We start from the raw sequence: 13,636 nt of genomic DNA, 5'->3' as shown, positions 1-13,636 counted from the left end.
CTTAGCCCCCACCACATCGAGCTAATCGCTCTTGTGGTGGGGGCTAACCTATTCTATTAGGTAGGACGCACGCCCTACGCTCTTACTTACGGCGTGGAGGGAGGTTGTAGTCGAGGATCTTATCCAGCCCAAGACGGCAGGCGGGGCAGAAGTCGGGGGTATCGTTGGTGCGCATACGGCAGTTGTAGCTTGCACGGTACATACCCTTCGCCAGATAAGCGCCCCCTTCGTAGAGCCCGACGGGGTACGTCTTCTGGAGCTTCGTAGGCGTAGGCATGGGCGTACCCTTCTTGATCAGGTGCGACCACTTACCGGAGAAGTCCTTGAGGTTCGTGACGTTCTGCTCCCAAGGCTCGACCTCGGTAGCGTGTTCGCTCGCTGCCGCTGCATCGCCTTCGTGGAAGTATTCGTCCGTCAGACCGCCGAAGCTATGACCGAACTCATGTACCACCACGGGCAGGTACCACTTGTGATGCGTCGAGGAGATGAGGTACGAGTTGTACATACCGCCACCGCCGTAGACGTCGCTATTGGCGAGGATAATGAGGTGCTCGTAGGGGATGCCGATGAGGGCATCGTTGATCGCCTTCACACTGCGCGTCGTCAGATAGCGATTGGAGTAGAAGGTATCGAAGTGCGAGGAGAATGCCGTGCGGGGCCAGCGCTTCTCACGAGGCACGGCGACGCCCGACTCTTCGGAGGGAGAGAAGACCACCACGACATTGAAGTGCTGGCGGTTGCTCTTGAAGGGCTCGTAGTTGAAGAGCGCTTCGGTAGCGGCCTCGGCATCACGGAGGAAGATAGGCATCTCAGCCTCGGTATAGCCTTCGGCGAGGAACGCCAGGTCGATGCAGTCACGGCTGTCCCCCGAGTGGATGAGGTACTTGTGCTTCTGAGGCTGCTTCGTCGTCTGGTCACGGATGAGGATGTCCTTAGGATCGATACGCTGCGTCTGATCAACGATGGTGCGCTGCTCGGCATTGCACAGGCGGAGCGTCACCTTCACAGGAGCCTTGGGAAAGGGGATGCGCAGCACCTCCTCATAGGAGCGGCGCTCGGTCTTCGCCAACGGTGTCTGACGCCACTCGAGGTAGAGCGGGTTGAAGGAGAAGGCATAGATGAGCTTGCCCGTGGCTTCGTCATGGACGTAGAGCTGAGCATTCCCCCTGAGGACGAGGCTATCGAGGTAGTGACGACGGCCAGCCCAGCCCTTAAGCAGATGAGCTTCGTCGGGCGTGATCTCAGTCGTCGACTCGCCCCCGGTGAGGATGTAGTCCAGGCGGAGCGTACTGTCTCGGAAGAAGGTCTCAAACGGCTGCTGCGCCGAGGCGCGGCCACTCCCCACGAAGAGGAGCAGGATGAGAAGGGATAGGTAGGTTCGCATAGTTATAGTGGATGTAAGGGATTAATCGTGCTTCAGGGGATAGGGCTCCGTGGCGAGCTCCTTGTACATACGCTCATAGAGTGGTAGCTCCAGCCCGATACGGCGTGCCGCACGGACGACATAGCCCGTGAGATTCTCCAGCTCGGTAGAGCTCCCCGCCATGAAGTCCACGTGCATCGAGCTCGTGCTGGAGGGGATCATGAAGGTCTGACGCTCGACGGTGCGCTCGACAGCGCCCTCGCCTAAGTCGTGCCCGAGGGCGGAGAAGAGCGTACAGAGCTCCTCGATGAGCCCACGCATCTCCACGGGGTGCGACGCGAGAGCTTCGCCCACCGTCATATTGTAGTAAGAGGTACCCGTCGCGGTCGCCGAGATCATGAGGAACTTCTTACGGATGCTCTCCTCGATGTCGTCGGGATTGACCACATGCACGCCGACGGACTCCAGGAGGGCGAAGAGCTCACGCTCCTCAGCGCTACGCTCAGCACCACGAGAGCCGAAGAGGAAGATCTCTCGCTCGGCCTCCAAGAGGATCTCTCCCGCTGCAGGCTTGCGCCCCGAGATATAGACGCAGCCGTCCCAGACACGGGCTTCGGGGAGAAGCACCTGGATCTGATCCGTGATATCCGCACCATTGAGGAGGGGTAAGATGATGGTCCGAGGCGTGATGATCGGGCGGAGCTGCTGGATATTTGCCTCGAGGTCGTAGCTCTTCGTCGCGAGGATGAGGAGGTCGGTAGGTGGCAGGTCGTGGGGATCTTCGGCTAAATAATCGGGGCGCACGGTGAAGTCCCGCTCGGGAGTGTGGACATGCAGTCCGCGCTCCTCGATAGCAGCGCGGTGCGCGCCACGGGCGACGAAGCTGATCGTACGGCCGAGGCCCTCACGTCGGGCAGCCTCTACGAGCATCGCTCCGTAGTAGCCCCCGACACCGCCGAGGCCGGATATGGTGATATTCTTGAGTAGCATGAGAAGACTATATACTAAGACTTATTTTTCAGCTTATTAAAGGCTCGTCGCCCCATAACAAATGCCCTGGGAGCGATGAGGAATAGGCGAAACTTTATCCGTTTCGACCGCGAGCGGAAGAGATTACGGAAGGGGCGACATCGGAGCTTGTTGGCAATCTGCAGATAATCAGTCACCTCTTCCTTATATCGATCGGAGGCACGACATAGCAGACGGAAGTGATACCAGAGGCTACGCACGGCCAAAGTATTAGCATACTCCATATAAGTAGTATCCCCCGCATGCCTATCAATGGATTCTTCTATATCCGCAAAGAGATCTCGTAGATCTGGGATCTCAGTCGCTGTAATCGCCCCAGGACGCTGGATGCGATAGTTGTAGCCTGCGATAGGTAACGCATGGAAATCGCCTGTACTCTGATAGAATGCCTCAAGAGAGTAGACGTTATCTTCCCACTTCGACCCCTCACGGAAGGTAAGCCCCTCTATAGCTTGGAGGCGGTAGATACGACTCCATACAGTTGCTTCGATAGCAAGTTTATTCGCAGTAAGGTAGCTATCTAAGGCCTCCTCTCGCGACAAAGTCATCTCGGGCATAAGGCAAGGCGAGGAGCAAGTGTCCTGCACTTTGTTGTGCCCATAGCCAAGGATAGAGACTTCTGGATGCTGCTGCAGATAGCTCACAGCCGACTGATAGATCCCAGGCTCCAGCCAATCATCGCTATCGACGAAGGTCACCAATGGGCAATCATCCGTATAGGGAAGAGCAAAGTTGCGTGCAGAGCTTAGCCCCCCATTCGGCTTATGCAGGGCGAGAACTCGAGGATCACGCGCTGCATACTCATCACAAATCGCCCCACAGTTATCGGGCGAGCCATCATCGACGAGGATGACCTTTAGCTCCCGATAGCTCTGAGAGAGGATTGAGTCGATGCATTGGTGGAGGTAAGCTTCGACCTTATAAACAGGGACGATGACCGCAAGCTTCATAGGGAGTTATTTACGGCTAAGCAGGGTGCGAACGAGGGTACGAATAGCAAAGGATGTACGGGGATAGGCTAAGAAAAGCTTCACCTTCCTCACCTTCGATGCTGAATGGAAGGCATTAAGATAAGGACGAGCTTTCAGCTCTTCTATGATCGGCAGATAGCGCTCCAGCTCCCCGACAGCGACAGAGTAGGTAAAAGACGATAGATATTTAATGTGATACCACAGACAGTTAGTCGCAAGGGTATTGGCTAAAGCTAAGAAATGAGCATCATCTGGATAGCGCTGTATTGCCGACTCGATATCCCATAGAAGGGATCGCTTATCAGGCAGTAGCTCGGAGGTCATAGCCCCAGGGCGCTTACTCCGATAATTGACCCCAACAAGGGGTAAGATATGATATCCACCCGTACACCGATAGAGTGCCTCAAGAGTATATACAACATCCTCCCACTTACAGCCCTCGGTAAAGGTCAGCCCATCAATCACCTCGCGCCGATAGATACGACTCCAAACCATCGTATTAATAATATTGGAAGTCGTAGCTACATAGCGAAGCAGAGCTTCGTCACGTGTCAAATGCTCCTCTGCAGGGAGTAAAGGGATGGTCTTCTCCTCTGTGACAAGGTTGTAGCCATAGTTGATGATGCTGACCTCTGGGTGTGCGGTTAGGTAGCTTACCCCTTGCTGATAGATGTCAGGCTCCAACCAGTCATCGCTATCTAAGAAGGTGACGAGAGGGCAGTCGTCAATATGCTGTAGAGCAAGGTTACGCGCCGAACTCTGCCCGCCATTCGGCTTATGCAGAGCGAGGATACGAGGGTCACGCACAGCATACTCATCACAAATCGCTCCGCAGCTATCGGGTGAGCCATCATCAACAAGGATCACTTTCAGATCCTCGTAGCTCTGCGACAGGATCGAATCGATACACTGACGTAGGTAGGGCTCTACCTTGTAGACGGGGACGATGACGGCTAGTTTCATTTATCTGGAGAGTATTTCGTGGTAGAACTGTAGGTAGCCCTGCGCCATACGACGGTAATCAAAGAGACGAGCACGAGCACGGAGAGCCTCAGCCTGAGAAGGCTCTCTATCATAAGCACTCAAGCCATCTATAAGGATCTTTGCTATTGCTTCGGGGCCTACCTCATCGAAGTAATAAGCCACCTCTCCGCCGACCTCTGGGAGACTCGTAGCAGGACGCAGGAAGATAGGCTTCCCTAAAGCCATAGCCTCTACCACAGGCAAGCCAAACCCCTCTGCAATGGAAGGCTGTATCAGCGCACGGCAGTGCTGCAGCAAGGATGCCTTCTCTACATCACTCACAGCACAGAGGAGATGCACACGATCCTCCAATCGATATTGCTGGATCGCATACTGGATCTTAGAGAGATATTCAGACTTAGCCTCTGAATAAACTAAGACCAGATGTAACTCTTCGGGGAGATGGCAAAGTGCAGGGATGAGCAGATGCTGCTGCTTCTTCTCATGCAAGACCCCCAGCGCCAAGAGATAGGAAGCATTGGGGACTATAGGATCTCGAGCGATACCTGATATCTGCCCTTCTTCGGGTAGGAAGATTCCATTATGCACAACTGCAATGGGGGTCTCCTCCGATATCTGGAAGAGGTCACGATGCTGCCCCAAATCATGCCGCACAAATTCGGAGATACAGACGATCCCATGGGCACGATTCAGATTACTTGCCACCAGCTTCAAGAGCTTCTTTCGCTTCGACTCGGGGAGAGGCTCGGTGAGGAAATTCAAGTCATGAAGGGTGACGATGCACTTTGCCCCCCATAGCTGCGGGAAGTAGTGCTGACGTTGGTGCGTGATATGGACTAAGTCATAGCCCTTTGCCTGCACACTGAGCAGAGAGTGCAGAGGCGAGAAAGGCTTCCTATTATCTATCGTATAAGAGGTCGGAGCATAGTAGTGAAGGTCCAGTGATGGATCCCGAGCCTCCTGAAGTCCCCGGGCAAGGGCATGCCCATAGTACCCTAATCCCGAGTAGGGATAGCGGGTGCGCTCCAAATCTATGAGGATACGAGGCTTCATCAACGAGCGGTATTAGAGTTGGCTAAATATCTCTTCCCATCGCGAACGCATCCGCTCTGGGCTATAGTCGAGGCAATGTGTCTGAGCTGCTTGGGAGAGGCGACTTCTCAACTCCACATCCTGACAGAGACGTCGAAGCTGAGCTGCATAGGCGTCCAAATCAAAGGGAGCAACAAGGCATCCATAGGTACTATCCTTCCCGATAAGCTCACGGATACCTGCCGAGCTATCGAAAGCTATGGGCACAACTCCCGACGCTTGTGCTTCGCTCAGGACAAGTCCCCACCCTTCATAGGTCGAGGTCATCATCAAAATAGCACCCGATGCATATACGGCTGTCGCATCAGCGATATAGCCCTTGAGCGTGATGCGAGGGAGCTGCCTCTGCAGAATCATACGGCGTAAGAACTTCTCTTCAGAGCCTTTCCCATAGATCTCTACCTCCCAGTCAGGCAGATCCTGACAGACCTTCTCCCAAATCTGGAGGACTCGATCTGGGCGCTTATCCGCATAGCTCAGACGGCCGACGAAGAGGATTTTCTTCGGTCGGTCCTTAGCTGGTATGGGCTTATGCTTGGGTAGGAAGGCCATATTCGGCATGACGGCAAAGCGCGAAGCTTCCTCGTCATTAAGCCCCAAAGCCGATACAAACTCCTGCACATACTCAGGGGTCAGCGTAATAAAGCAGTCTACCTGGCGCACCAAATCTCGGTAGCGAGTACGGAGCTTCTCCTCAGATGTTAGTGCCAGACGCAGACGACGCAGCGTCAGGCTATAGAGATTCTTGTACCACGGGTGATGCGCCTTGTAGCTGGCACGCTCACGTCGGTCTATGAGTTCCCACAGCGGAGAGCTATGGCACCAATAAATAATCTTGATCCCTGCAGCCCGAATTAGGGGCAAGTAATCATTGCGCAGAGCGATAGGGATGATCAGCACCTTCACCCCCCTCTCCTTGAAGGCACGCACCAGATAGAGGGCACTTTCCTTTGTCCAGAGGCGCATCCCTTGAGGGAGAAGACAGAGATCAATCAGCGGATCAGCGGGCAGAGCCCATTCTATCTCGATATGGGTCTCCGCAAAAAAATGCGTGTGGATACCCAGGTCGGAGAAAAGGCAGGCGGTCTGACGCGACACCTCCTCCGCTCCACCAAGGGCAAAGCGGCGATGTACGATCGCGACGTGTAGTCCTTTTATCTCCATCAGTAGCGGGTATTCTCAGCGAAGTAGCGGCGGGTATCTTGCTCGTAGGTCTCAAGGGCGGAGCGGAGCTCTTCGGTCGAGGCAAAGCGGTGCTCGGGATGGAGCTGCTCGAAGATATGCACGATGACCTCCATCCCATAGATCATCTCATCGAAGTCGAGGATATGGACCTCGATGGTGCGCTCCAGCTCACCGCCGAGAGTCGGGCGCTTACCGATATAGAGCATCGCATGATGCTGCTCCGAGCGGCCCGTGGGGCGAAGGAGCTCGAGGTCACAAGCGTAGACGCCATCAGGAGGGAGGAGCTGGTCGGCATCCTCACGCTGGACGTTCGCCGTAGGATAGCCCAGGCGACGACCGAGCTTCTGCCCCGCGACGACCGTGCCATAGATGGCATACGGACGGCCGAGGGCACGGTGCGCCTCACGCATCTCGCCACTATGTATCAGCGACTTGATGGCGGTGGAGCTGACGATCTCCCCACTGAGAGAGAGGCTATCGGCTTGGGTGACCTCCATAGCGTACTTGGCTCCGAGTGCCTTGTAGTCTTCGTAGGCGAGCTTGGCTCCCGCACCGAAGCGGTTGTCATAGCCGAGGAAGAGATCCGTCACGTGGAGCTGCTCATGCAGGACTTCGCGGATGAAGGTCTCTGCGGAGTGGGCTGCCAGCTCAGCGGAGAAGGTCATCGGCACGACCTCGAAGCCCTCAAGCCCCTCCAATCGCTCGAGGTGGCGGTGGGGCGGATCAATGTGCTGACTCCCGTGCGGGCGCAGGACATCAGCTGGATAAGGGACGAAGGTCAAGATGACGAGGCGAGCGTCTTCGTAGCGGGCAGCATAGTCGCGCATCTGAGAGAAGAGCGCCTGATGCCCGAGGTGCACGCCGTCAAAAGCCCCGATAGTAGCGATTACCTTTTGATCCATGCGAGGGGATTAAGCTTGGTACGCTCGTGCCAAAGCTGGAAGTGCAGGAGGCGACCCGAGGAGCCATCAGGCGAAGCACCGACAGAACCGATAGACTGGCCTGTGGAGACGCGAGAGCCCGTAGAGACGGCGACGCTACTGAGGTTGGCGTAGACGGTGAGGTAGTTCCCGTGGCGGAGAATGACAGCAGTGCCGTAGCCTGGGATGACGAAGACACGGCTGACGACGCCTGAGAAGACGGCGTAGGCACGGCTATCCCCATTGACGCCGAAGTCCACCCCACTGCTATTGACCTGCACGCGGTTGTGCTCGCTATGCTGATGCACGCCGAAGGTGCGGAGGATCGAGTATGAGCCACGGATAGGAGCTGGGAGACGGCCCTTGTTCTGCGCGAAGGATGAGGCGAGCGCACGCTCATTGGCATCCATCGCATAGCCACCTGGGGTCGCTGCACGGCGCTCTTCGGGCTCATCATCAGCAGGAGGTGGCGGGGGAGGTGGGGGTGTCGTCCCCTTACCTCGGCCACTGCGACCTGTGGAGGGGGGCGGTGTAGGCTGGGTGCGCTGGCTCTGACGACGACGGCGAGCCTCCTCGCGACGACGCTGGAGCTCGGCAGCACGGCGCTGGGCCGCGACGATCTCGGCCTCTACCTGTGCCTGGATCTTGCGGTCAAGATCCTCGGCTTTCTGCTTCTGCTTCGAGAGGTCTTGCGCTAAGACCTGCTGCTTGCCCTGCAGGTCCTTGACCTGAGCGGCACGCTGCTGCTCCTCGGCTTCGAGCTTCTTCTTCTCGGCCTCACGGAGAGAAAGGAGCTGCTCCTTCTCCGAGTGGGTACGGCCGACCTCGGCCTTGGTGGCCTCGATCTCGGTACGTGTCGTACGCAGGGCGACAGAGGCCTCACGTACCGCCTTGGAGTAGCGGGAGAGGAAGCGCTGACGCTCGCGTGCCTCGGCAGGGTTCTGCGATGAGAGGACGAAGAGCACAGGGTCAATATGCGTGTCGATGCGCTGGAGCTGAACAAGAGCGGCACGATAGCGCAGGAGGAGGGCACCCTCACGGCGGTGCAGACGGCCGATGTGCCCTGAGAGGATGTCGATACGGGCCTGCAGACCGCTGACCTCATTGTCGAGGACGGCGACGACCTGACGGCGCTGCTCCACCTGCTCCTTGACGGTGCGCAGGGTCTGCTCCTCATTGCGCGTATCACGGCGCAGCTGCTGGAGCTTCTTGTCCGAGGCTTCGATGGAGCGAAGGAGCTGCTTACGCTCCTGCTCGAGGCGCTGGAGGGTCCTGGACTTACGCCCCTGTGCCGCGGCCTCTGGAGTGAGGGCGAGGAGACTGCTCACGAGGAGCAGGGCGAGGGTGAGGCAGTGCCTCAGCTGATAGCGGGCGTAGGCGATCATAGTGAGGGCAGGAGCTTGATGAGCTCAGTGAGACTGATACGCTTGTAGCCCTCCTTGATGCGGGGCGTCAGGTCGGGCGCTTCACCCGTGTAGGGACGGAGCTTACTCCAGTCGATGGTGAGTGCGGGGCGCGTAGTGCGACCGAGGAAGAGGAAGGTGCGCTCAGCGAAGTGGCGGGCAGCAGAGGCCTCCGTCTGATCATAGTTCAGCGAGAAGACAGGAGCACCCTGACGGGAGGACTGGCTGACGACGAAGCTCGTAGGCTGGTGCTGGGCATTGAGGAGCCAGCGCAGATGATAGGCGCCAGCGGCCTCGCCACGGGCGATGCTGAGGCTGGCTTCGGCATCGGTGCCCCCATCTTCGGTGACGCCGTAGCTGAAGGCTCCGCCCTTGGCTCCACGGGCTTCGGCGGGGAAGAAGGGCTTCCCTAAGAGGAGGCGCTCCACATCACTGTAGCTGATGGGGAAGCCGACGAGCGAAGAGAGCTCGGCATAGCTCACCTCGGCATAGCGGCCGTGGATCTTGTCGATAGCGGTCACGCCCTGAGGGGTGAACCATACGCGCGCTGCCTCGATGAGGGGGAAGGGCACGACGGACCAGTAGATACCTTGGCCACGCACGATGGTGGCATTGACCTTTGATGAATAGGTCTCCTTACCGATGAGGACCTCGGCCTGCAGGTTACCCTTGAGCATCGGGCCATAGGCGGGGTCGGACTGGAAGGCGGCGAGGCGGGGATTCACACCCGTCTCTTGGCGGGTCTCGGTACGCGTCGTCTCATCATCGGGATGGCTGACATCACGCAAGAGGCCACAGCTGGAGAGCAGGCCCGTACATAGGGCTGCCACGAGGAGGCCACGGAGACGCTGGTGGCGGGGATATGCGGTGCTATTCATCGTTCGTTACTTCTTCTGTGCTTGCTTAGCTTCGTTGATCTTCTTCTCTATGCGGATGCGCTCAGCCTTATCGGCTTTCTCATCCTTATTCTCACGCTCAGCGAGACTCTTGAGGGCCTGCTGCCAGGCTTCGATAGCCTCGGCATACTCGCCCAGCCCGCGGTAGATATCACCCATGTGGTCGTACATATCGGGCGAAGTCTTCTCAGGGCCAGCCTGCGAGAGGGCCTTGCGCTGGTAGAGCTTGGCGAGCGTATAGTTCTTACGCAGGAGGAGGATATAGGCGTAGGTGTCGAGGATGTGGGCGGCATCGGGCGAGAGGCGTACGGCCTGCAGGGCATAGCGCTCCGCCTCATCGAGGTTGCGCCCCGCCTTCGCCAGACGGTAGGCGTAGTTATTCAGCACATCGGGCTCCTTGGGGTTGGCCTCGATAGCGCGGAGGTAAAGGCTGTCAGCCAGCAGTGCCTTCTCAGGGCCACCACGCTCGGCATAGACGTCGGCGAGGAAACCGAAGAGGCGCGCAGCGCCTTCGCCCGTCTTGGGGTCGATGGCCGCAGCACCCTCCTCGAGGATCTTCATCGCCCCGTCAGCATCATCATGCTGGAAGCGTTCCCCCGAGAGCACGATATAGTTGCGCCAGTCGGTGGGGACGTAGCGCTTGGCATCACGGGCGACGACGACGGTGAGGCTGTCGGACTGGAGGCCGATAGCGGCGTCGAGGAGTTCGCTCCATATCCACTCCTCGCTGGGGTGGAGCTTGCTCTTGGGAGCAAGGAGGTCATAGGCCTCTTGATAGCGCTCTTCGTAGCGAAGGAGCTGGGCATAGGTCCTCAGCACCTGTAGGTCATCGGGATACTCGGCGACCAGCTCAGCGATATGGGGGGTGTACTTGCCTGCGGTGTAGCCCTCACTGCCCTGCGACTCCTTGGTCAGCAGGAGCCAGAGCGTGATCTTCTCGTCGGCACCGATCTTCTTATCTGGAGTGAGACGGACCAGCTCGGCCTCAGCGGCGGGATAGTCCTTCTGCAGGATGTACTTATGGACACGCAGGGCGGTGGCATCCCCCGAGGAGATACGGCCAGCACGCACGTCAGAGGCGAGTTGCTTCTCCGCCTCCTTCACCCCTCCCGTCTGGAAGAGGTGGAGGATCCAGTCGTAGTACGGACGGCGATCTTCGGGATAGAGAGCTGCCCAAGTGCGGTATTCACGCCCCACCGCTACCGAGTCCTTGGTGAGGGCGAGGAGCTGGATCTTCATCTTCGTTAGCTGCCCATAGGCCTCGGGCATAGGCTGGAAGCGCTTCTGCAGCTCCGTGGCGAGCTGGATCCCCTTCTTCAGCTCTCCCGTACGGGCATAGAGCTGGATGAGGCGATAGCGCACGTCGTCATCTTCGGGGTCGGCCGCAGAGAGGCGCTCATTGATGTGTAAGGCATCCTGCATGCGCCCCGCTTCGATGTAGCCTGCCGAGAGGGCGCGCGCGTAAGTGAGGTTCGTGGAGTCTGCCCCGTAAGCCTCCTCGAGGAGGGAGAGCGCACGATCACTCATACCCTGCTGGGCATAGTTCCCCCCGAGCATAAAGGCAATAGCGGGATCTGTGGGGTCGAGGGCGCGCGCGTGACGCAGGAGGTCAAAGGCCTCCATCGTACGGCCAGAGGACTGTGCCAGCACCCCTTGGTAGAAGTATTCGCGGGCCTTCGTCTGAGCTGCAGAGTCAGGGGCGGGTTGCTTGGGGCGGGTCTGCCCAGCAAGCGGGAGGGTCAGCAGGCCTATCAAGAGGCCTATATAGCTTCGTCTTATATAATCTTTTCGCTTCGTCAATCTCATCGAATCTTGCTGCTTCTGCCGTATGAATAGAGCACGGCATACTATCTACCAAAGGTAACTATTTTCTCGCGATAGCTCACCGAGGAACCCGCTTGATACGGGGATTAACCCACCCATAAAGAATTAACAATCTGCTCGATACGCATCCCCAAAGCACACACCGATCCACCGACCTCTGTGAGGAAGAAAGAGCGTCCTCGTGGAGGGGGCAAATCGAACCTATATTGGTCGGCGGGTGAACCTATATTGGTCCGTGAGTGAACCAGTAGTGGTCCGCAGCCGAACCAGTAGTGGTTCACTCGCCGACCAGTAGTGGTTCGTAGTGCTAACCAGTAGTGGTTCGCGCACGGACCAGTAGTGGTTGACTTTGCCCCCTCCGTAGCGCGGTGTAGACTCCCCAGCGTATATACCTTATAATAGGCGCATTCTCCCTACTTTTGTGGACACAATCACAGCAGCATCACGATACACGATGGCAAAGAAGAAAACAGTCTACCACTGCACCGAGTGCGGTGCCGAGTACCCCAAGTGGCAGGGCTTCTGCTCGCAGTGCGGCGTATGGAACTCCATCGAAGAAGAGGAGATCATCATCGGCAAGCAGGATAAGGCCAGCCGTACCTTCACGGCGCAGAGCATCACCGCCAGCAAGCCCGTGCGCCTCGGCGACATTGAGCAGCGCAGCGAGAGCCGTCTGAGTCTCGGCGACCCCGAGCTGGACCGCGTCCTCGGTGGTGGGCTCGTCGAAGGCTCCTTCATCCTCCTCGGCGGGGAGCCAGGTATCGGGAAGTCCACCCTTGTCCTGCAGACCATCCTCCGCCTGCCATACAAGACGCTCTACGTCTCGGGCGAAGAGAGCCTCTCCCAGCTCAAGATGCGTGCAGACCGCATCGGCGGGACGAACGATGACTGCCTGATCTATGCCGAGACGAACCTCGAGAAGATCCTCGCCACCGCCATCGACACCCAGCCGCAGATCCTCGTCATCGACTCCATACAGACCATACAGACCGAGCTATCTGACTCCTCCCCTGGGAGCGTCTCGCAGATACGCGAGTGCGCCACTGCCCTACTGAAGTACTGCAAGACCGAGGGCGTGGCGGTCATCCTCATCGGTCATATCAATAAGGAGGGGAGCATCGCAGGGCCGAAGATCCTCGAGCATACGGTGGACGTCGTCCTACAGTTCGACGGTGACAAGCACTATATGTACCGCATCCTGCGCGGGCAGAAGAACCGCTTCGGGAGCACTGCCGAGCTGGGCATCTACGAGATGCGCCAGTCGGGCCTGCGTCCCGTGGAGAATCCCTCGGAGCACCTGATGACGCAGAGCGACCTCAAGCTCAGCGGCACCGCTATCGCCGTAGCTATGGAGGGCGTGCGCCCCTTCCTCATCGAGACGCAGGCGCTGGTCAGCTCTGCCGTCTATGCTACGCCCCAGCGCTCCAGCACGGGCTTCGACACGCGACGTATGAACATGCTGCTGGCCGTCCTGGAGAAGCGCGCGGGCTTCAAGCTCGTGCAGAAGGACGTCTTCCTCAACATCGCTGGAGGTATCCGTCTGGCGGACCCCGCCTCAGACCTCGCGGTCATCACCGCCGTCCTCTCCTCGAGCCTCGACATCGCCCTACCCGAAGGCGTCTGCCTCACGGGTGAGGTGGGGCTATCAGGTGAGGTGCGCCCCGTGGGCCGTATCGAGCAGCGCATCATGGAGGCCGAGCGCATCGGCTTCCGTGCGATGATCCTCCCCGAGGCGAACCTCCACGGACTGAGCACCGAGGGCTACAACATCCGCCTCGTCGGGGTGAAGACCGTCGAAGAGGCCTTCCGCAAGCTCTTCCGCGGTGAGTAGCTCACGCCCTCCCGAGGCAGAGCTTCGCCCCACACATACCTATATAATAATGGTACGCGCGTGTGGCACTTTGCACCACCTCGCTGATGCATAGCTTGGTCAAAACGATATATTTGCGTACCTTTGTGCCCGATATTT

At 58.2% G+C, this 13,636-nt stretch carries 11 protein-coding genes; 1 reads left to right on the top strand and 10 read right to left on the bottom strand.

Features of this window, described 5'->3' with window-relative positions:
* Nucleotides 1-82: 82 nt before the first annotated feature.
* Genes KO088_RS06705 through KO088_RS06660 form a run of 10 tightly spaced genes read right to left on the bottom strand, consistent with a single transcriptional unit; the run spans nucleotide 83 to nucleotide 11,649 of the window.
* Nucleotides 83-1,384, bottom strand: a complete 1,302-nt coding sequence (locus tag KO088_RS06705) for a M64 family metallopeptidase (protein ID WP_215494095.1) — start codon at nucleotides 1,382-1,384, stop codon at nucleotides 83-85.
* A 21-nt stretch (nucleotides 1,385-1,405) separates the two neighbouring features.
* Nucleotides 1,406-2,353 carry a ketopantoate reductase family protein gene (locus KO088_RS06700; RefSeq protein ID WP_215494094.1) on the bottom strand — a complete coding sequence of 316 codons (948 nt, stop codon included), beginning with the start codon at nucleotides 2,351-2,353 and terminating at the stop codon, nucleotides 1,406-1,408.
* Between the two features lie 14 nt (nucleotides 2,354-2,367).
* Complete coding sequence (locus KO088_RS06695) at nucleotides 2,368-3,342, bottom strand: glycosyltransferase family 2 protein (protein WP_215494093.1); 975 nt, start codon at nucleotides 3,340-3,342, stop codon at nucleotides 2,368-2,370.
* A 6-nt stretch (nucleotides 3,343-3,348) separates the two neighbouring features.
* The gene (locus tag KO088_RS06690) at nucleotides 3,349-4,326 is read right to left on the bottom strand and encodes a glycosyltransferase family 2 protein (RefSeq protein WP_215494092.1); all 978 of its coding nucleotides are present in this window, start codon (nucleotides 4,324-4,326) and stop codon (nucleotides 3,349-3,351) included.
* A complete protein-coding gene (locus KO088_RS06685) occupies nucleotides 4,327-5,400 on the bottom strand; it encodes a glycosyltransferase family 4 protein (protein ID WP_215494091.1) in 1,074 nt (357 codons plus the stop codon).
* A 12-nt stretch (nucleotides 5,401-5,412) separates the two neighbouring features.
* Nucleotides 5,413-6,603 (bottom strand): glycosyltransferase, encoded by a 1,191-nt coding sequence (locus KO088_RS06680; protein WP_215494090.1) that lies wholly within the window; start codon nucleotides 6,601-6,603, stop codon nucleotides 5,413-5,415.
* Nucleotides 6,603-7,526 carry a riboflavin biosynthesis protein RibF gene (gene ribF, locus KO088_RS06675; protein WP_215494089.1) on the bottom strand — a complete coding sequence of 308 codons (924 nt, stop codon included), beginning with the start codon at nucleotides 7,524-7,526 and terminating at the stop codon, nucleotides 6,603-6,605. Before ribF ends, KO088_RS06680 begins: the two co-directional genes overlap by 1 nt.
* Complete coding sequence (locus KO088_RS06670; RefSeq protein ID WP_215494088.1) at nucleotides 7,511-8,929, bottom strand: murein hydrolase activator EnvC family protein; 1,419 nt, start codon at nucleotides 8,927-8,929, stop codon at nucleotides 7,511-7,513. The genes ribF and KO088_RS06670 overlap by 16 nt, the downstream gene beginning before the upstream one ends.
* Complete coding sequence (lolB1, locus tag KO088_RS06665; RefSeq protein ID WP_215494087.1) at nucleotides 8,926-9,825, bottom strand: lipoprotein insertase outer membrane protein LolB1; 900 nt, start codon at nucleotides 9,823-9,825, stop codon at nucleotides 8,926-8,928. Before lolB1 ends, KO088_RS06670 begins: the two co-directional genes overlap by 4 nt.
* A 6-nt stretch (nucleotides 9,826-9,831) precedes the next feature.
* Nucleotides 9,832-11,649, bottom strand: a complete 1,818-nt coding sequence (locus KO088_RS06660; protein ID WP_215494086.1) for a tetratricopeptide repeat protein — start codon at nucleotides 11,647-11,649, stop codon at nucleotides 9,832-9,834.
* A 472-nt stretch (nucleotides 11,650-12,121) separates the two neighbouring features.
* Here KO088_RS06660 and radA point away from each other — a divergent pair, with 472 nt between their 5' ends.
* Nucleotides 12,122-13,498, top strand: a complete 1,377-nt coding sequence (radA, locus tag KO088_RS06655; RefSeq protein WP_060934700.1) for a DNA repair protein RadA — start codon at nucleotides 12,122-12,124, stop codon at nucleotides 13,496-13,498.
* Nucleotides 13,499-13,636: the final 138 nt, after the last annotated feature.

The sequence above is a fragment of the Porphyromonas bobii genome, from assembly GCF_943169685.1.
Lineage (GTDB): Bacteria > Bacteroidota > Bacteroidia > Bacteroidales > Porphyromonadaceae > Porphyromonas > Porphyromonas pasteri.
The sequence above is the reverse complement of the archived record's forward strand: the minus strand, read 5'-3'. Positions and strand labels throughout refer to the sequence as shown.

Coding starts and splice junctions, on each gene's coding strand:
- KO088_RS06705 (WP_215494095.1), bottom strand. CDS start 1,384: ATGCGAACCTACCTATCCCTTCTCATCCTGCTCCTCTTCGTGGGGAGT.
- KO088_RS06700 (WP_215494094.1), bottom strand. CDS start 2,353: ATGCTACTCAAGAATATCACCATATCCGGCCTCGGCGGTGTCGGGGGC.
- KO088_RS06695 (WP_215494093.1), bottom strand. CDS start 3,342: ATGAAGCTTGCGGTCATCGTCCCTGTTTATAAGGTCGAAGCTTACCTC.
- KO088_RS06690 (WP_215494092.1), bottom strand. CDS start 4,326: ATGAAACTAGCCGTCATCGTCCCCGTCTACAAGGTAGAGCCCTACCTA.
- KO088_RS06685 (WP_215494091.1), bottom strand. CDS start 5,400: ATGAAGCCTCGTATCCTCATAGATTTGGAGCGCACCCGCTATCCCTAC.
- KO088_RS06680 (WP_215494090.1), bottom strand. CDS start 6,603: ATGGAGATAAAAGGACTACACGTCGCGATCGTACATCGCCGCTTTGCC.
- ribF (WP_215494089.1), bottom strand. CDS start 7,526: ATGGATCAAAAGGTAATCGCTACTATCGGGGCTTTTGACGGCGTGCAC.
- KO088_RS06670 (WP_215494088.1), bottom strand. CDS start 8,929: ATGATCGCCTACGCCCGCTATCAGCTGAGGCACTGCCTCACCCTCGCC.
- lolB1 (WP_215494087.1), bottom strand. CDS start 9,825: ATGAATAGCACCGCATATCCCCGCCACCAGCGTCTCCGTGGCCTCCTC.
- KO088_RS06660 (WP_215494086.1), bottom strand. CDS start 11,649: ATGAGATTGACGAAGCGAAAAGATTATATAAGACGAAGCTATATAGGC.
- radA (WP_060934700.1), top strand. CDS start 12,122: ATGGCAAAGAAGAAAACAGTCTACCACTGCACCGAGTGCGGTGCCGAG.